Source organism: Bacillus sp. PS95 (assembly GCF_037963565.1).
In the GTDB taxonomy this organism is placed as follows: domain Bacteria; phylum Bacillota; class Bacilli; order Bacillales; family Bacillaceae; genus Bacillus; species Bacillus subtilis.
This window is the reverse complement of record NZ_CP150160.1, coordinates 689,498-708,280: the sequence shown is the minus strand read 5'-3', so window position 1 is coordinate 708,280 and position 18,783 is coordinate 689,498. Positions and strand designations below refer to the sequence as shown.

Below are 18,783 nucleotides of genomic sequence, written 5' to 3'. Positions count from 1 at the left end.
GTCAACATTCTGAGCTTGGCTTACAAAGCCAAGTTTTTAGTCATCCAGCTGTTCAGCTTTCTCCTTCGGCATGACGACGTGAATGTGCCGATACAGATTCACGAATTCGCCCGGCAGCATGCCGCCGTACTCGCCGTCCAGGTTCAGCTGCATCTTTTCTGATACATTGACTTTCACGCGGTTCGCTTTTGTATAAATAATGTGCTGGTCGTTGATATGTTCGCCGCGAAGCGCCATCGTGGCGACCCTGATAAATTCAGCAAGGTTTGCTTTCTTTAATATCATCAAATCAAACATGCCGTCATTCAGGCTGGAATCCGGCGCGAGCTTTTCGAACCCGCCGACGGAGTTTGTCAGCGTGACCAAAAACAGCATGATTTCACCTTGAAACAGCTTGCCGTCATATTCAATCTCGACTTCTGTCGGACGAAGTGAAGGCAGCATTTCCATTCCTTTTAAATAATAAGCAAGCTGGCCGAGCATTGTTTTGAGTTTGCTTGGCACGTCGTACGTCAGCTCCGTCAGGCGGCCTCCTCCGGCGATATTGATAAAATACTGGCCGTTGACCTGTCCGATGTCAATCGGGCGGGCAACGCCGTTAATGACCGTATCTGCTGCTTTTAAAATATCCTCGCGCGGAATGCCGAGCGCTCTGGCGAAGTCGTTCGTTGTGCCGACAGGAATCACACCGAGTGTCGGACGGTTGTCTAAAGGCGCAAGCCCGTTGACGACCTCGTTGATCGTTCCGTCTCCGCCTGCCGCAATGATCAGGTCAAACTCACGCAATGCCGCTTCCTTGGCAGCGTGTGTAGCGTCTCCTGCGCATGTCGTCGCATGGGTGGAGGTTTCATAGCCGGCTTGTTCAAATTTTTGCAGGACCTGGGCAAGATGCTTTTTAAAGATCTCCCGTCCTGAAGTCGGATTGTATATTATGCGTGCACGTTTCATTATCTCATCATCCTACTTAAGAGTATCCGATCCATTTTTACACTAACAACCTTTAATTATACTATGAGTTAAAAAAATCGCAACAAAATGTACATAATCTTACAGGTGAAAACGCACAAAAGCCTCAGCAGAGCTGAGGCTTTTAGTTTTTTTACTCTTCTTCCGTTCCCGGTTTTTTCTTGCGGAACTTCGCCAATACTTCATATACGATTGGCACGATCAAGAGTGTCAGAAGTGTTGAACTGATTAAACCGCCGATAACCGTGACGCCGAGTCCTTTTGAAATGACCTGGCTTCCGCCTTCGAAGCCGAGGGCTAATGGAATCAAGGCGCCGATTGTCGCAATGGCTGTCATCAGGATCGGACGGAGTCGTGTAGAGCCGGCTTCCAGGAGCGCTTCTCTCGTAGACAGGCCTTCCGCTTCCTTATGAATCACGCGGTCAATTAAGACAATCGCATTCGTGACAACGATACCGATCAGCATGAGCATACCGATCATGGCGTTCAGACTGATCGTTTCACCTGATACGTAAAGTCCGACCAGTGCACCGATGACTGTGAACGGCAATGAGAACAGAATCGCAAATGGCGCTAGTGCTCCACCGAAGGTAATCACGAGCACAAGGTAAACGATCGCTATTGCTGCCAGCATCGCTAAACCGAGCTTCGTGAAGGAATCAGCGATATCCGCTGATACGCCGCCTGTGTCAATCGATACGTTATCAGGATGGTCAAGCTTATCGATTTTCTTCTGGATAGCAGCTGATACGGCTGTGACGTTGTCAGAGGTAACCTCACCTGTGACATCCGCATAGACTTTTCCGTCACGTTTTGACACGGTATCTGATGTTGATCCTTCCTTCACTTTTGCCACATCGCCGATTTTGACTTCCTGGCCAGTCGCGGAAGTGATCTTTTTATTCTCTAAATCTTTCACACTCTTATACTCGTCTTTTTCTGTCTTAATGTTCACATCAAGCTCTTTGCCGTCTTTTTTCACGGTGGTGAGCGGTTCTTGCGATGTTTGTGACATTAAGGCCTGAGAAATTTGAGACGCGGTTAAACCGAGTTTGCTTAGTTTTTCTTGGTCAGCGACAAATGTGTACTCATCATATGTGCTGGAAAGGCCTGAATTTACGTTTTTCAGATCCTTTTCATCTTTCATGATTTTTTCAATGTCTTTAACCGTGTCTTTAATATCGTTTTCAGAATCGCCATACACATAGTATGTTAATTCGTTGTTATTGCCTGAAGAGCTGAAGTCCTGTGACTTCCATTCTCCGCGGTCAGATTGCTTTTGGATTTCCTTCAGAACGTTATCTTTTTCTTTATCAAAGTCAGGTGTGTCGCTTTCATATTTGATATAGAATAACGCACCGTTAGAATCTCCTCCGGCAAGCGGGCTGCCAGAGCCTAATGAATACTGAACCGTATCGACATGCTTGCGGTCAAGCAGGATTTTTTCTGCTTTTTCAGCTTCATTTTCGGCTTCTTTTTTCGTTTCACCCGGTTCTGGGCTGTATGTGAGCTGCATCGTTTTTTCTTCCTCAGACGGCAGGTAGCTGGCACCGATTAACGGTACGAGGAACAAGCTTCCAAGGAGCATCAGAACAGCGATGATAGACGTGATCCATTTGTGGCTCAGCGCCCAGTTCAATACTTTTTTATAGATGTTTGCAAGTCTGCCTGGTTTGTGTTCTTTCGCTTTAATCGGCGCACCGGTTAATGATTTTTTGAACAGGCTGTGTGCGAGCATCGGCACAAGCGTGATCGAAATCACCAGGGATGCGGCAAGCGCAAAAACAATCGTTAAGGCAAACGGAATAAACAACTCACCGATTTGTCCGCCTACAAGTGCGAGCGGCAGGAATACCGCAATTGTCACAATCGTTGATGACATGATCGGTTTAAACATTTCCTTCGTTGCTTCACGAACCAAGGCTTTTCCGCGGAGCGGCTCGTCTTTGAGTCTCATGCGGCGGTAAATGTTCTCGATGACAACGATGGAGTCATCGACTACACGTCCGATAGCGACGGTCATTGCGCCGAGCGTCATAATATTCAATGTGATATCAAGCTGCTGCAGCACAAGGAGTGCGATCAGCAATGATAATGGAATTGAAACAACAGAAATTAATGTTGATTTGATATCTCTTAAGAATAAGAGAATAATCACAATCGCAAAAATAGCACCGAAGATGGCTTTGCTTAACATCGTGTCAACTGACTGTGTGATCGGCTCCGCCATGTCGAGAGTTGCGCTGTAATTGAAGCCTTTATGGTCTTCTTTGAACTTCTTCAGCTCAGCTTTGACATCGTCGGCAACCTCTACCGTATTCGCATCGTTTGCTTTGACGATGTTGATGCCGATGCTGTCTTTGCCATTTGTGCGTGAAACGGATTCAGCTTTTTTCACATCTTTAATTGTAGCAATGTCAGAAAGTTTGACCGTCGGCACAGCTGTGCTTGCGCTTTGCTGCGCCTGTGCTGCCGCTTGCGCGCTCTGAGCTGCTTGAGCACTCTGCGCACCCGCTTGAGATGCTGCGCTGCTGCCTGCACTTGAAGCAGATGCCGTCGGGATTCTCATATTCTTCAAATCTTTAATTGTTTCAATATCGCCGCTGACGACGACAGATTTTTCTTCATTTCCGAATGTGTACAATCCAAGCGGAGTTGTCACATCTGAACCTTGAATCACTTGCTTGACTGTATCTTCATCAAGGCCGTATTCCTTCAGTTTGTCTTCTTTGAAAGAGAATTCAACCTCTTCCACCTGCTGGCCTGATACTTGGACGGACGCAACGCCTTCTATGCCTTCAAGTTTAGAAACGAGGCTGTCCTCCACTTGTTTCGTCAGCTCTTGTAGATTATCTTTATCACTGGACACGCTCAGCGTCAGAATCGGGAATGAGTTCAAGCTGTAGCGTGAAATCTCCGGATCCTTCGCGTCATCAGGCAGGTTGACGTTTTCTAACGCTTCAGCTGCTTCTGTTTTCGCTTTGTCCATATCTTTCTCATAATCATATTCAATCATGACCGACGATGCGTTTTCATAGGACGTCGACGTCACAACGCTGACACCGTCCAAGTTCTGTACGGCTTGTTCAACCGGTTTGGTCACTTCATCAGCCACTTGGCTTGGTGTTGCACCCGGATATGTCGTGCTGATCGTCAAGTAAGGCATGTTCACGTCAGGAATAGACTCTTGCTTCATATTCATACCCGCATACAAGCCGGCTGCCGTTACAATAATCGTCATCAGCCATACGGCGAATTTGTTTTTCAGAACGAAATTAATAACGTGGTTCATCATATCCTCCATTACATTTTTTATTGACTGACTGGTCATTCTATATAATACTAAACGTTATAACGCAACAACGTCAACTCATATACCAGAAAATTTTACTAAATTTTTCAAGGATTAAGGGGAAGCACGTCATGAATGAAAAAAAAGAGAGAATCATAAAAACCAGCATTCGTTTATTTGCGAAAAAAGGATTCGCAGCTACGACGATCCAAGAAATCGCCAGTGAATGCGGCATTTCGAAGGGCGCTTTTTATTTGCACTTCAAATCGAAAGAAGCGCTGCTGTTATCTGCCTGTGAATATTATATCGGTATGTCTATGAACAAAATGAAAAATATAGAAGAAGATCTCGCCGGAAAGCCCCCTAAGGAAGTGTTAAAAAAGCAAATTGGCGCTCAATTTGAGGATTTTCGCGATCATAAAGATTTTATCGTTCTTTTGCTTACCGAAAATATCATTCCGGAAAATCAAGAAATCAAGCAATACTTTTACAAAGTAACCATGGAGACGGATAAGCTGTACCGGAACGCCTTGCTGGTATCCTATGGCGAAGGAATCGAGCGGTATGTCGCAGATCTGTCCATCATGGCAAGAGGCATTGTGCATTCCTATATGAACGTGATGGTATTTAACGGTGAGCTTAATATCGATGCAGAAGAAATCTCAGCCTTTATTATTGAGAGACTGGATGATCTTGTACAGGGGCTGAGCCGTTCTGCACTCAATCCGATTGTATCAAAAGACATTTTCAACCCGATGCCTGCGGGAAAAGACCAGCTGCTTGAGGACATTCAGAAAGTGAAAGAAAACAGCACGCTGCCCGAGGATATCACCGTGTCACTTGATGTTATCGAGGAAGAATTGACTCAGGATAAACCGCGCAAGCCGATTATTAAAGGCATGCTGTCCAATTTGACCGGAACCAACGACAAAGAAGTTGAAAGGCTTCGGGCCCTCATCTCTGTCTTTATCTCAATTTGACCATAAAAAAAGCAGCCTCTAAGGGCTGCTTTTTTATTAGCGTTTTTTAATTTCTTCAAGCAGAATTTTGTTGACCATCGGCGGGTTGGCTTGTCCTTTGGACGCTTTCATAATCTGTCCGACTAGGAAGCCGATCGCGCGGTCTTTTCCGTTTTTAAAGTCTTCGATTGATTGAGGATTGTTGTCAAGCGCCTCAGTGACAAGCTTCAGAAGCACGCCTTCGTCAGAAATCTGAACAAGGCCTTTCTCTTTCACAATCTTCTCAGCGTCGCCGCCTTTTTCAATCAATTCTTTAAACACTTTCTTCGCGATCTTAGAAGAAATGGTTCCTTTTTCAATCAATTTGATCATGCCGGCAAGGCCTTCAGGTGTCAGGGCAACATCGGCAAGCTCTTTTTGCTCAGCGTTTAGGTAAGCTGACACTTCACCCATCAGCCAGTTAGACGCTTGTTTGGCTTCAGCGCCTTTTTGAACGGTTTCTTCGAAGAAATCAGCCATTTCTTTTGTCAGCGTCAGAACCATCGCGTCATATGCAGGCAAGCCAAGCTCTTCGATATAACGCTTGCGGCGCTCATCCGGAAGCTCAGGAATGCTTGCTTTTACGCGTTCCTTCCATTCATCATCAATGTAGAGCTCGACTAGATCCGGCTCTGGGAAGTAACGGTAGTCGTCAGATCCCTCTTTGACACGCATAAGAATGGTTTTCTTCGTTGCTTCATCATAACGGCGAGTTTCTTGCTGGATGACGCCGCCGGAAAGAAGAACCTGCTCCTGGCGTTTTTCTTCATGCTCAAGGCCTTTTTGAACAAACGCAAAGGAGTTCAAGTTTTTCAATTCTGTTTTTGTGCCGAATTCCTCTTGGCCGATCGGACGAAGAGAGATATTGGCGTCACAGCGAAGTGAGCCTTCTTCCATTTTACAGTCAGAAACGCCTGTATATTGGATGATGGATTTCAGCTTTTCAAGATACGCGTACGCTTCTTCCGGCGTGCGGATGTCCGGCTCTGATACGATCTCAACAAGCGGCGTTCCTTGACGGTTGAAGTCAACAAGAGAATAGCCGTCGCCTGTATGCGTCAGCTTTCCGGCATCCTCTTCAAGGTGAAGGCGCGTGATGCCGATGCGTTTTGTTTTGCCGCCGACTTCAATTTCGATCCAGCCGTTTTCGCCGATTGGCTTATCAAATTGAGAAATCTGATACGCTTTCGGGTTGTCAGGATAGAAATAGTTTTTGCGGTCAAACTTCGTATCCGTTGCGATCTCACAGTTGAGCGCCATAGCGGCTTTCATTGCGAATTCAACGGCTTCTTTGTTTAGGACAGGCAGGACGCCCGGGTATCCGAGGTCAATGACGCTTGTCTGCGTATTCGCCTCCGCGCCGAATGGCGTTGGAGAGCTTGAGAAAATTTTTGATTTTGTTTTTAACTCAACGTGGACTTCAAGTCCGATTACCGTTTCAAAGTTCAATTTTTTTCACCCCTTACAGTTCAGGTTTTGCTTTATGATGGTCTGTCGCTTGTTCAAATGCATGAGCAACGCGGTATACAGTGCTTTCGTCAAAGTGTTTTCCGATGATTTGCAGGCCGAGCGGAAGTCCGTCTGCTAATCCGCATGGCACGCTGATTCCCGGTACGCCGGCAAGGTTGACCGGAATCGTTAAGATATCGTTTGCGTACATTGTGAGCGGATCCTTCGTGTTTTCACCGATTTTAAACGCAGGTGTCGGTGTAGTCGGTCCGACAATAACATCATATTTTTCAAATACGTCCTCGAAATCCTTCTTAATCAACGTACGCACTTTTTGCGCTTTTTTGTAGTACGCATCGTAGTAGCCTGAGCTTAAAGCAAACGTTCCAAGCATGATGCGGCGTTTGACTTCATTTCCAAAACCTTCAGCGCGCGTTTGCTTGTAAAGGTCGATCAGGTTATCCGCGTTGTCTGTGCGGTAGCCGTAGCGGATGCCGTCAAAGCGTGCAAGGTTCGCTGACGCTTCAGAGGATGACAGCAGGTAATATGTCGCAAGCGCGTATTTACTGTGCGGAAGAGACACTTCTTCCCATATAGCACCGAGACCTTCGAGAACTTTCAGCGCTGCCAAGACAGATTCTCTCGCTTCTTTGCCGACACCTTCACCAAGGTATTCTTTCGGAACGGCGATTTTCAGTCCTTTGATGTCGCCAGTTAATGAAGAAAGAAAATCAGGCACGTCCACATTTGCACTCGTGGAGTCCATTTTGTCTACGCCGGAAATCGCTTGAAGTAAAAACGCGTTATCCTCAACCGTACGTGTAATCGGCCCGATTTGGTCTAATGAAGACGCAAATGCGACCAGACCGTAACGAGATACACGTCCGTATGTAGGTTTTAATCCGACAACGCCGCAGAAAGATGCCGGCTGACGGATGGAGCCGCCTGTGTCAGATCCAAGAGAAAACGGAACTTCTCCCGCAGCAACCGCAGCTGCAGATCCGCCGCTTGAACCGCCGGGAACTGTATCCAGGTTCCAAGGGTTTTTCGTCAGCTTGTAAGCAGAGTTTTCGGTAGATGACCCCATGGCGAATTCGTCCATGTTCAGTTTTCCGATTGTGACCGCTTCAGCGTCTTGAAGGCGCTGAACGACAGTAGCGTCATAGATCGGATCAAAGTTTTCGAGAATTTTGCTGGAGCATGTTGTGCGCAGCCCTTTTGTTACGATATTATCTTTTACGCCGATCGGCATACCGAAAAGAAGACCGTGCTCAGAACGCCCGTCAACCGCCTCATCAAGCTCCTTCGCGTATGCGCGCGCTCTTTCTTCATCTAATGCCAAAAAGGCTTGTACCTTATCATCAACCGCTTGGATGCGTTTATAAGATTCATCAACCAGATCAGAAATCTTAATCTCTTTTTTATGTATGAGCTGTTTTAATTCTGTGATTTTATGATCAAATAATGACATTCTTGTGTCCCTCCTTTAGTCCAGAATTGATGGCACACGAATATAGCCGTCTTTATGGTCAGGCGCATTTTTCATGACATCCTCAACCGGAAGACCTTTACCCGCTTCATCTTCTCTCATGACATTTTTCATTTTCAGCACGTGAGTTGTAGGCTCCACATTGTCTGTGTTAACCTCATTAAGCTCCTCAGCAAATGAAATGATACTGTCGAGCTGTTCAGTGAACATTTTTGCTTCTTCTTCAGTAATCGCAAGTCTTGCAAGGTGCGCAACGTGCTTTACTTCTTCTATTGAAATTCGTGACATATGATCCACCTCCACATATTTCTCCGTTAAGTCATATAATACTGATCATATCAAAAACAAGCCCTTTAAAGCAACAAAACGCCTTAAGACAGGCCTGTGTTTTCGAAACAATACCCTATATATTTTATACTAAAATGAGGCGAAGGAGAAACGAAATATTTTTCTGAATATTTTTACTTTAATTATTTTTTGAAAGCGTTTTATTCTTTATTCCCTTCTAGGTTTGCAACGGTATTTCTCGCTCATGATCAAGGTTTCATCGCTTGAATGGCCGGGAATACTTTGTTAGGTTAAGTTACCAAGTGCACCCGCAAAAGAATTTCTTTTGCTTTGCACTTACGCCAGGCTGCTTAACTGGCACCATCAATTTGAGAGGTGATGCAACATTATTAGAAATGAAGAGAGGGTAAAACGTGAGTATTGAAATTATTATATCTTTAGGAATTTACTTTATTGCCATGCTGTTAATCGGCTGGTATGCATTCAAGAAAACCACTGACATCAATGATTACATGCTTGGAGGAAGAGGCCTCGGACCATTCGTTACTGCTTTGTCTGCCGGTGCGGCCGATATGAGCGGATGGATGCTGATGGGTGTTCCCGGCGCGATGTTTGCGACAGGGCTGTCCACCTTATGGCTTGCTTTAGGTCTTACAATCGGGGCGTACTCAAATTACTTGTTGCTGGCTCCAAGGCTGCGTGCTTATACAGAAGCGGCAGATGATGCGATTACGATTCCTGATTTCTTTGATAAACGATTCCAGCATTCTTCATCACTGCTGAAAATCGTATCTGCATTGATCATCATGATCTTTTTCACATTGTATACCTCTTCCGGTATGGTATCTGGCGGACGGCTGTTTGAATCTGCTTTTGGTGCGGATTACAAATTAGGCTTGTTTCTGACCACTGCAGTTGTCGTGTTATACACACTGTTTGGCGGTTTCCTTGCTGTCAGTCTGACTGACTTCGTGCAGGGTGCGATCATGTTTGCAGCACTAGTGCTTGTGCCGATCGTTGCTTTTACCCATGTGGGCGGCGTTGCTCCGACTTTCCATGAAATCGACGCTGTTAATCCACATTTATTGGATATTTTTAAAGGCGCGAGCGTCATTAGCATTATTTCCTATTTAGCCTGGGGGTTGGGCTACTACGGCCAGCCTCATATCATCGTCCGATTTATGGCCATTAAAGACATTAAAGATTTAAAACCTGCACGCCGAATCGGTATGAGCTGGATGATCATTACAGTTCTAGGTTCCGTGCTGACGGGTTTAATCGGTGTTGCATACGCCCATAAATTCGGAGTTGCTGTAAAAGATCCGGAGATGATTTTCATTATCTTCTCTAAAATCTTGTTCCACCCATTAATTACAGGGTTCTTATTGTCAGCTATTTTGGCTGCAATCATGAGTTCCATCTCCTCGCAGCTCTTGGTCACAGCAAGTGCTGTAACAGAGGATTTATACCGGTCATTTTTCAGACGAAAAGCTTCTGATAAAGAATTGGTCATGATCGGGCGATTGTCCGTCTTAGTCATTGCCGTTATCGCGGTACTCTTGTCATTGAACCCGAACAGCACCATTCTTGATTTGGTCGGATACGCTTGGGCCGGCTTCGGTTCAGCTTTCGGACCTGCGATTCTGCTCAGTCTATATTGGAAGCGAATGAACGAATGGGGCGCGCTTGCTGCCATGATTGTCGGGGCTGCGACCGTGTTGATCTGGATTACAACCGGCCTGGCAAAATCAACCGGTGTGTACGAAATCATCCCTGGGTTTATTCTCAGTATGATTGCCGGCATCATTGTCAGCATGATCACAAAACGTCCTGCAAAAGCCTCTTACCGATTATTCGGTGTCATGGAAAAGCTGTTAAAACGCAAAAAGTAAGCAATAAGCCATCAAGCGCAGCTTGGTGGCTTTTGTGCTCTTGTTTTGCTATAAATACTGTGAGAAAATCATATTTATTTAAAAACACCATAGAGAAGGGGGAAGTTGCTGTTGAGCTGGTATATTGATCCTGATATTTTATTGAAATTGGGCATTGCCACATTGATTGGCATGGTCATCGGGCTTGAACGCGAATTAAAAAATAAGCCGCTCGGATTAAAAACCTGTATTGTCATCGCAGTCAGCTCATGCATGCTGACGATCGTCAGTATTAATGCGGCATATCATTTCCCTAAATACTACCGCATCATGATGGATCCGCTTCGTCTGCCGGCACAAATCATCTCCGGCGTCGGGTTTATCGGAGCCGGTGTCATCCTGCGAAAAAGCAATGATGTCATTTCCGGCCTGACAACATCGGCCATGATCTGGGGGGCAGCGGGGCTCGGGCTTGCTACGGGAGCAGGTTTTTATAAAGAAGCGTTTGCCAGTCTTCTGTTCATCCTGATCAGCGTGGAATTTCTCCCATGGGTGGTCAGAAAAATCGGCCCCGACCGCCTGCAGGAAAAAGACATCCGCATCAGAATGTCACTTTCTGATAAAGACAAAATGACAGAGATTTTAAAAGAAATGAAAAGAAGAGATATCAAAGCACACTCCGTTCGGATCGACGACCTAGGCGAAAAGGATTTTCCAATTATGGAAGTGAAGGTCCGCGTCCATAAAAACAGATACACGACCGATGTCTACTATGACATTAAAGCCATTGAAGGCGTAGTCGGCGTGAAGTGTGATACATTATAAAAGCCAATGGGACTGGATTCCCATTGGCTTTTTCTATCTACACCAGTGCTGAAAAATCAAATGCTGTAATCGGCGTGCCATTCTCTATATCTCTTCTGAAACCGGCCAGCATTTCTTTTTCCTCTTCTCCTATTGTGTTAAGGTCAAACATCTGATGCAGCAATCCGTAAATCAGCATATGGCGAAGGCGGAGGAAATCAGGTATTATCATCAGCCATGCAGGGTCAAGCTCATTTTCCTCCCAGTACCCTTTCATAAAATGCGTCATAAATTCTTCTGTAAACGCAGCTTTATCATCATATGGCACAACCGGATACCACAGGACATTGTAGAGAAGAATGCTAATATCGTTAACAAACCAGTTGTAGCCGATATCATCAAAATCAAATGCCGTGATTTTGCCATGATCCCAGTTAAAATTGCCATGGTGCAGATCCGCATGCACCAAGCCGTAGCTGTCCTGGCTTTTCGGGAGCCTCCGCAGTTCATTCATCAAAGAATCGGCTTGCTGAAACACCTTTATCTGATCTTCAGGCACATATTTTCTCAGCTTTAATTGCTCCTCTTCATCCCATTCCTGTCTTTTGAAAGCGGGATTGCTCAATTTGTAGCTTTTTGTCAGGCTGTGCATGCTGCCTGTGTATCTGCCAAGCTCATAAAATAGCGTTTCATTCCAGTCCGATTCATCCACTTTTTGCCCCGGCGCTTTCTCATACACTCTCAATAAAAATGACCCGCCGTTTCCGTCCGGCACTGCTTCTACGTCTTTTCCGTTCAGCGACGGGAGCGGTTTGGCTACTGAAATTCCCCCTATTGCAAGGTGACGGAGCCATTCCATCTCTCCCATCATATAATCAGAAGATCTCCGAATCGTATGGGTAATCTTTAATATATAAGGTTGATTGTCTTTCATACATTCATATACATAGTTTTCCGCATCAGCCAGAAAACGCACCTGATCTTTTGAGAAACCGTATCTCACTGCAGCTTCTGCCAAAACCTGCTCTTCATGAAATATTTTTTTGATATCTTTATGCACGTCTAACATCCTTTCATTGCTATAGATTTGATAATGATTGTTTTCACACGATTTCCAGCATCAACATACCTCCCCTTGATTTGTGTTTCGGCAGAAGCGGAAACATTTTCCCTTTTCCTGTTAATTGTAGCATAAAAACCCTTGTGCCAATATGGCACAAGGGTCTTCTGTCAGTCATAAATGTGAACAGTCGGCTCTTTATCTCCGGCATTGCGGATAATGACCGCTTCCTGTCCGTCTGAGGACGTGATATTGACTTCGACATCAACTGAGCTCTTAGAGTAGTAGTCCATCACTTCACCCGTTAAGAACTGGGTAAACGCGACAACTTCACTTTTTCCATAGAATTGCATTGGTATGTCAATCTTCATTTTCTTCATTTCATCATTTTCATACAGCGCTGTACCGACAACGCCTGTATAGTTTGGGAAATATTCTTCAATTGAGTTTTTGAACCGCTTAAAGACCTCGGTGTCATCCGGGTACTTTTCTGCTGTGGTTGTATCCGCCGGATAGAATACATATTTTTCATTGATGTCATCCCAATTTGAGATATCAGTAGAGCCTGCTTTGACCTCTGTTTTGGCGATGAAGTTCCCCGGCACAATCGATGTTTTTGACGCCTGCTTGTAGAGCGCGACGGTAATCGGCACATTCTTCAAGTTATCTTTTTTGCGGAGGCGGTTAATAACCTCCTGTGCAATTTTTTCTCCCTGCTGGCGAAGCGTGCTGTCTTTAATCTCCACTTCTTTTTGCGGGTCGCCAGTTTTTTCACGATAGTAATACACTGAGTTTAACGCCAGTCCGATCATGACGCCGCCAAGCTGGATAGAATTCTTGTCTTTTCTGACTAAATAATCGTGCTCAAGCATGGATGCTAAATAAATCGGGCTGCTTTCGTTCTTTTCTTCTGTTGAACCAGAGCTCGGGAGCGCCGGGTTCAAGCCTTCATTTTTGAAGTTTTTATCTTCTTTTTCGGCTTTTTTCAAATCAGAGCCCGTTTTTTTCCGTGCCAGCCAGCTTAATACTGTATCCTCATCTAAATATTGTCCTTCTTGGAACAGATAATCGTCAGTCGAGAAAGAATCTTGGGCAAGACGCATCAGCCCTGTTTCAAACTCGTCAATGTCCAGCCTAGTATTCAGCTGTTCCGTTGTTAAGCCGCGCGCTTTGCCTGCCTTAAACGGCAGCACCATTTTGTAATAGGAGTCAGAGATATTATATTTCGGGACAATCGCTTTTTCTGACGATTTCGCCGTCTTTTGCGTAATCTCTTCCTCCTTCTCCCCCCCGAAACCTGACGAGCAGGCAGACAGCATTAATACTGCCGCCGTTGCCGCCAATGCCAACGTCTTTTTCAATAGAAAACACTCCTCTTATTTCTTTAGCTCTCCCATTAACTGTTCTTCATTCCACACTTCAATGTTCAGCTCTTGTGCTTTTGTCAGCTTGCTTCCCGCCGCTTCTCCGGCGATGACTAAGTCTGTGTTTTTGCTGACGCTTCCAGTCAGCTTTCCGCCCAGCGCTTCGATTTGCGCTTTGGCTTCGTTTCTTGACAGCTCTTCCAGCTTTCCTGTCAGAACAATTGTTTTACCGGCAAAGTAAGAATCGCCGTCCTCTGCTTTTACTTTTTTCGGGCCTTTGTAGAGCGTGTTTACGCCCAGCTCCTGAAGTTCATTCAAGAGTTCAAGCATTTCTTCTTTATGAAAATAGGTGATCACAGCATCAGCCATTTTTTCACCGATTTCATCTACCGCGAGAAGTTCCTCTTTAGAGGCTTTTTTCAGGTTCTCCAAGCTTTCAAAATGCATGGCAAGCGTCTTTGCAGCCTTTGATCCGATAAAGCGGATGCCAAGCCCAAACAACAAACGCTCTAACGAATTTTCTTTTGATTTTTGGATGGAGCTAATCAGGTTTTCAGTGGACTTTTCGCCCATGCGCTCGAGCTGGATGACTCGTTCCTTCGTCAGCTTATATAAATCTGCCACATTGCGGACAAGGTTTTCCTCAAACAGCTGTGTGATCACTCGTTCGCCGAGCCCGTCAATGTTCATGGCATTCCGGGAAACAAAATGGATCAGCCCTTCCCGGATTTGCGCCGGACATTCAGGGTTAATGCAGCGAAGCGCCACTTCTCCTTCGATCCGGACGAGCTCACTGCCGCATTCAGGACATTCCGTCGGCATGCTGAATTCCTTTTCTTCTCCTGTGCGCTGTTCAACGAGGACATTCACAACTTCCGGGATGATATCGCCCGCTTTTTTGACGACAACCTTATCCAAAATCCGAATGTCCTTCTCTTTAATTAAATCTTCGTTATGAAGGGATGCTCTTGAGACCGTTGTGCCGGCAACTTTTACCGGCTCAAGAATCGCAGTCGGCGTAATCACACCCGTTCTGCCGACATTTAATTCGATATCGAGAAGCTTCGTCACGACCTCTTCAGCAGGAAACTTATACGCGATGGCCCAGCGCGGGCTTTTCGCCGTAAAACCGAGCTCCTCCTGCTGATCGAGGGAATCGACTTTAATGACAATGCCGTCTATTTCATACGGCAGGTCAGCGCGCTTCGCCTGAAGCTCATCGATCAGCACTATGACTTCTTCTATGCTGCCGCATTTTTTTCGTTCCTGATTCGTTTTAAATCCGAGTTCGTCGAGAAAATCAAGCCCCTGGCTTTGCGTCTCCACACCCATCTCGTCAAGCTCCGCTATACTGTAGACGAAGATATCGAGGTTTCGTTTCGCTGCAATTTTCGGATCGAGCTGTCTGAGAGATCCTGCCGCGGCATTTCGTGGATTAGCGAACGGTTCTTCCTCATTTTTAATTCGTTCCTCATTGAGTGCTTCAAACGAACGCTTCGGCATATACGCCTCGCCGCGCACTTCGATCGACAGCTCACGGTTCATTTTGAGGGGGATATTGCGAATCGTCTTCAGATTCTCCGTAATATCCTCTCCCGTCGTTCCGTCACCTCTTGTGGCTCCTCTGACAAAATAGCCGTCTTCATAACGGAGAGAAACAGCAAGACCGTCTATTTTCAGCTCCACATTATACGCCACATCGTCGCCGACGGCTTGGCGCACACGGCGGTCGAAATCACGAAGATCATCAGCATTAAAGGCGTTGCCCAGACTGAGCATCGGTGTGCCGTGGGTGACTTTTTGAAACGCTTCAAGCACGGCTCCGCCGACGCGCTGCGTAGGAGAGTCAGGCGTTCTGAGGTCTGGGTGCTCATCCTCGATCGCAATCAGCTCCTGCATCAATCTGTCGTATTCGGCATCTGGGACGCTCGGTTCATCTAAGGTGTAATATTCATAGCTATACTTGTTGATGGTGCGGCGCAGCTCTTCTGCCCGCTGCTTCGCTGTTTCTTTGTCCATCTGCTTCTTCCTTTCCTCTTCAATTACTGCTTTTCAATAGGAGCAAATGCTGCTAACAGGCGTTTCACGCCGACAGGGCTCGGGAAGGCAATATCGAGCTCCGTCCCTTCTCCTTCGCCTTTCACGCTGACGACAGTTCCTGTTCCCCATTTTTTATGGCCCGCCTTATCTCCGACTGCCCAGTTCAAGGTGTCGCCGCCTGTTTTGCTGGCGTAGGATACCGGGCGTGAAACAGGGCCGCGTCTCGGCTGCATTTTTCTCGCAGACGTCGCTCTTGTTTCTTTTTTCTCATTTAGGTTTTCCAATAAATCATCCGGTATTTCAGCAATGAAGCGAGATTCCGGGTTCATATTTGTCCGGCCAAACAAGGTGCGCATTTTGGCATTGGTCAGATAAAGCTCCTGTTCCGCCCTTGTAATCCCAACGTACGCAAGGCGGCGTTCTTCTTCCATTTCCGCTTCCTCCATGAGTGAACGGCTATGCGGGAAGACGCCTTCTTCAAGCCCCATCAAGAAAACAACCGGGAACTCCAGTCCTTTCGCGGCGTGCAGTGTCATCAGGGTGATCGCATCCTTGCCGCCTGACTCTTCCTCCTTCTGATCGAGCTGATCAATATCTGCGATCAATGCCAAGTCTGTCAGGAACGCAACGAGTGTCTTGTCTTCACTTTTCTGTTCAAAGTTTTTCGTAACAGACAGGAACTCGTCGATATTTTCTAAACGGCTTTGGGCTTCGATCGATTTCTCAGCCTTCAGCATTTCTCTGTATTCCGTCTTATCAAGAATTTCTTCTGTCAGCTCTGTAATGGATAAGTAATCCTGCATATTGGTCAGGTTTTCAATCATCTGTCTAAAGCTGTCAAGCGCGTTTGCCGCTTTGGCACTGACGCCGATAAAATCAACCTGCTGAATCGCTTGGAAAAATGACAAGCCGTTTATGGCCGCATACGAAGCGATTTTTTCAAGTGATGTCGCGCCGACTCCGCGCTTCGGCACATTGACAATGCGCGTGAAACTGATATCGTCATCCGGATTGGATACGAGGCGCAGGTACGCAAGAATGTCTTTAATTTCTTTTCTGTCATAGAACTTTGTGCCGCCGACAATGTTATAGTTCAAGCCCGCTTTGAGAAGCGTTTCCTCAATCACACGGGACTGCGCGTTTGTCCGGTATAATATGGCGATATCCGACAGCTTCCGCTTGCCTGAGCTGTGAAGCTGATGAATTTTACCGGCCACAAACTGTCCTTCACCGAATTCATTATCACCGCGATAATAGGAAATTTTGATGCCTTCATCGTTTTCCGTCCACAAATTTTTCGGTTTGCGGTTAGAGTTGTTTTTAATGACCTCGTTTGCCGCGCGCAAAATCCGTTTCGTTGAACGATAGTTTTGTTCTAGCAAAATCACGCTTGCATTCGGATAATCTTTTTCAAATGAAAGGATGTTGGTGATATCCGCGCCGCGCCATCTGTAGATTGACTGATCAGAATCCCCCACAACGCAAAGGTTCTGGAAACGCTCGGCAAGCTGCTTAACGAGCATGTATTGCGCCCTGTTCGTATCCTGATACTCATCAACATGGATGTACTGGAATTTGCGCTGATAAAATTCAAGCACTTCCGGCACTCGGTCAAACAGTTTAATCGTGGTCATAATCAAATCGTCGAAATCGAGCGACTGGTTTTTCAAAAGCTTCTTCTGATAATCAGCGTATACATCGCTGACCACCTGATCGTAGTAGCCGCCGGCAACTTTAGAGAATTCCTCCGGTTCGGTCAATTCGTTTTTCGCACTGCTGATCGTACCGAGGATGCTTCTCGGGTCAAACTTCTTCGGATCAAGATTGCGCTCCTTCAAAATCCCCTTGATCACTGAAAGCTGGTCCGCCGTATCAAGGATGGAGAAATTTCGATTGATCCCAATCCGGTCGATATCTCTGCGCAAGATCCGCACGCACATGCTGTGGAATGTGGAAATCCAGATATCGTCCGCGCCGGGTCCGAGGATGCTTTCCACACGTTCTTTCATTTCGCGTGCCGCTTTATTTGTAAATGTGATCGCCAGAATGTTCCACGGCGCCACATGCTTTTCCGCCATTAAATAAGCAATTCTATGTGTCAGGACACGCGTCTTTCCGCTTCCCGCTCCCGCCATCAGCAAAAGGGGCCCGTCCGTTGTTTTGACTGCTTCCTGCTGAACGGGGTTTAAACCGCTTAGTAATTGATTGCTAATATAATTCAAAATTTGTTCACCCGCCTATACAAAACGTATGTTCTATCATAAACCAAATCCGTACAATTTACTACTCGCCTTTCACAGCCGCTACTGTTTTCAAAGCCCTGTCAAAATCTTCATACACCGCATTGCCTACAACGATCACGTCCGCATGCTCTGCGTACTGCTTGGCCGTTTCCGCATCCTTGATGCCGCCGCCGTAAAACAAGGTTGACGTTTCCAATACAGCCTTCGTTTTCTTGACAGCTTCTATGTCTCCAAGCATGCCGCTGTATTCTAAATAAAAAATCGGCAGTTGCAGCAGCTCCGACACACGCGCATAGGCGACAATATCATCCATATTCAGATCGGCGTCCGCTTCAGTCAGTGCCGCGGCTTTGCAATCTGGATTTGCGATGCAGTAGCCCTCCGCCACGATTTCTTCCATAGACATCAGTTCTCCGTATTCCTTCATGGCTTTCTGGTGCATTCCGACAATCCAATCCGCGTTTTTGCTGTTTAATACACTCGGAATAAAATATAAGTCAAAGCCGGGAACGATCGCTTCAATCGCTGACACCTCAAGGACACACGGCACCAAAAACCGTCTTACCTTAGACATCATCCGCAGGACATTATCCTCTGTCACACCATCGCTGCCTCCGATAATGACCGCATCCGTTCCTGATTCGCAAAGAATCTCCAGCTGTTCGTCAGGCAAATCTTTATTTGGATCGAGTTTAAAGACATGCTTCCACTCCGTTACATCGTACACGTCATACGTTCCTCCATTCGTTTGTTACCATTTAAACATTATAACAAATTCACATAGCGCGGAAAAACGGAAAAAGCCGTTAATCTCGTTATTCACTGAAAAAGGTGTTTTGATTCTTTTTTCATAAAAAAAGAGAGCAGGAGGCAGACCTGCTTGCTGAGTCCTGTATCGGCAGAAGCACACATTTTTCAC

At 46.1% G+C, this 18,783-nt stretch carries 12 protein-coding genes and 1 pseudogene; 3 read left to right on the top strand and 10 right to left on the bottom strand.

Annotated elements, in window-relative coordinates; all coding sequences use genetic code 11:
* Positions 1-36: 36 nt before the first annotated feature.
* Both NSQ12_RS03695 and srfP read right to left on the bottom strand, forming a co-directional pair.
* A complete protein-coding gene (locus NSQ12_RS03695; protein WP_003233894.1) occupies positions 37-948 on the bottom strand; it encodes a diacylglycerol kinase in 912 nt (303 codons plus the stop codon).
* 151 nt (positions 949-1,099) lie between these two features.
* On the bottom strand, positions 1,100-4,258 hold the full coding sequence (gene srfP / locus NSQ12_RS03690) for a surfactin resistance protein SrfP (protein WP_256683481.1): 3,159 nt from the start codon (positions 4,256-4,258) through the stop codon (positions 1,100-1,102).
* A 131-nt stretch (positions 4,259-4,389) separates the two neighbouring features.
* On the opposite strand from srfP, the pseudogene NSQ12_RS03685 reads away from it, so the two are divergent.
* Positions 4,390-5,260 (top strand): annotated as a pseudogene (locus NSQ12_RS03685) (TetR/AcrR family transcriptional regulator).
* A 14-nt stretch (positions 5,261-5,274) separates the two neighbouring features.
* Here NSQ12_RS03685 and gatB read toward each other — a convergent pair.
* The 3 genes from gatB to gatC are packed head-to-tail and all read right to left on the bottom strand — an operon-like array spanning position 5,275 to position 8,482.
* Positions 5,275-6,705 carry an Asp-tRNA(Asn)/Glu-tRNA(Gln) amidotransferase subunit GatB gene (gatB, locus tag NSQ12_RS03680; protein WP_003219444.1) on the bottom strand — a complete coding sequence of 477 codons (1,431 nt, stop codon included), beginning with the start codon at positions 6,703-6,705 and terminating at the stop codon, positions 5,275-5,277.
* A gap of 13 nt (positions 6,706-6,718) precedes the next feature.
* The gene (gene gatA / locus NSQ12_RS03675; protein ID WP_160221400.1) at positions 6,719-8,176 is read right to left on the bottom strand and encodes an Asp-tRNA(Asn)/Glu-tRNA(Gln) amidotransferase subunit GatA; all 1,458 of its coding nucleotides are present in this window, start codon (positions 8,174-8,176) and stop codon (positions 6,719-6,721) included.
* 15 nt (positions 8,177-8,191) lie between these two features.
* The gene (gene gatC, locus NSQ12_RS03670) at positions 8,192-8,482 is read right to left on the bottom strand and encodes an Asp-tRNA(Asn)/Glu-tRNA(Gln) amidotransferase subunit GatC (protein ID WP_003219442.1); all 291 of its coding nucleotides are present in this window, start codon (positions 8,480-8,482) and stop codon (positions 8,192-8,194) included.
* A gap of 413 nt (positions 8,483-8,895) precedes the next feature.
* Here gatC and opuE point away from each other — a divergent pair, with 413 nt between their 5' ends.
* Positions 8,896-10,374 carry a proline transporter OpuE gene (gene opuE / locus NSQ12_RS03665; RefSeq protein WP_003242814.1) on the top strand — a complete coding sequence of 493 codons (1,479 nt, stop codon included), beginning with the start codon at positions 8,896-8,898 and terminating at the stop codon, positions 10,372-10,374.
* A gap of 105 nt (positions 10,375-10,479) precedes the next feature.
* Complete coding sequence (locus NSQ12_RS03660) at positions 10,480-11,178, top strand: MgtC/SapB family protein (protein ID WP_010886431.1); 699 nt, start codon at positions 10,480-10,482, stop codon at positions 11,176-11,178.
* Positions 11,179-11,215: 37 nt separating this feature from the next.
* Here the strand turns inward: NSQ12_RS03660 and NSQ12_RS03655 are convergent, their stop codons facing one another.
* From NSQ12_RS03655 to NSQ12_RS03635, 5 genes are all read right to left on the bottom strand, one after another.
* Positions 11,216-12,226 (bottom strand): phosphotransferase enzyme family protein, encoded by a 1,011-nt coding sequence (locus tag NSQ12_RS03655; RefSeq protein ID WP_080529015.1) that lies wholly within the window; start codon positions 12,224-12,226, stop codon positions 11,216-11,218.
* Between the two features lie 161 nt (positions 12,227-12,387).
* Positions 12,388-13,578 carry a CamS family sex pheromone protein gene (locus NSQ12_RS03650; protein WP_003242795.1) on the bottom strand — a complete coding sequence of 397 codons (1,191 nt, stop codon included), beginning with the start codon at positions 13,576-13,578 and terminating at the stop codon, positions 12,388-12,390.
* 15 nt (positions 13,579-13,593) lie between these two features.
* The gene (gene ligA / locus NSQ12_RS03645) at positions 13,594-15,600 is read right to left on the bottom strand and encodes an NAD-dependent DNA ligase LigA (RefSeq protein WP_160221399.1); all 2,007 of its coding nucleotides are present in this window, start codon (positions 15,598-15,600) and stop codon (positions 13,594-13,596) included.
* 23 nt (positions 15,601-15,623) lie between these two features.
* Positions 15,624-17,843 carry a DNA helicase PcrA gene (gene pcrA / locus NSQ12_RS03640; protein ID WP_015383008.1) on the bottom strand — a complete coding sequence of 740 codons (2,220 nt, stop codon included), beginning with the start codon at positions 17,841-17,843 and terminating at the stop codon, positions 15,624-15,626.
* A gap of 61 nt (positions 17,844-17,904) precedes the next feature.
* A complete protein-coding gene (locus NSQ12_RS03635; RefSeq protein WP_014479073.1) occupies positions 17,905-18,591 on the bottom strand; it encodes a heptaprenylglyceryl phosphate synthase in 687 nt (228 codons plus the stop codon).
* Positions 18,592-18,783 lie beyond the last annotated feature (192 nt).

What these genes read in the sequence shown, in the direction of transcription:
- NSQ12_RS03655 (WP_080529015.1), bottom strand. Translation starts at nt 12,226, where the DNA reads ATGTTAGACGTGCATAAAGATATCAAAAAAATATTTCATGAAGAGCAG.
- ligA (WP_160221399.1), bottom strand. Translation starts at nt 15,600, where the DNA reads ATGGACAAAGAAACAGCGAAGCAGCGGGCAGAAGAGCTGCGCCGCACC.
- gatC (WP_003219442.1), bottom strand. Translation starts at nt 8,482, where the DNA reads ATGTCACGAATTTCAATAGAAGAAGTAAAGCACGTTGCGCACCTTGCA.
- NSQ12_RS03695 (WP_003233894.1), bottom strand. Translation starts at nt 948, where the DNA reads ATGAAACGTGCACGCATAATATACAATCCGACTTCAGGACGGGAGATC.
- gatA (WP_160221400.1), bottom strand. Translation starts at nt 8,176, where the DNA reads ATGTCATTATTTGATCATAAAATCACAGAATTAAAACAGCTCATACAT.
- srfP (WP_256683481.1), bottom strand. Translation starts at nt 4,258, where the DNA reads ATGAACCACGTTATTAATTTCGTTCTGAAAAACAAATTCGCCGTATGG.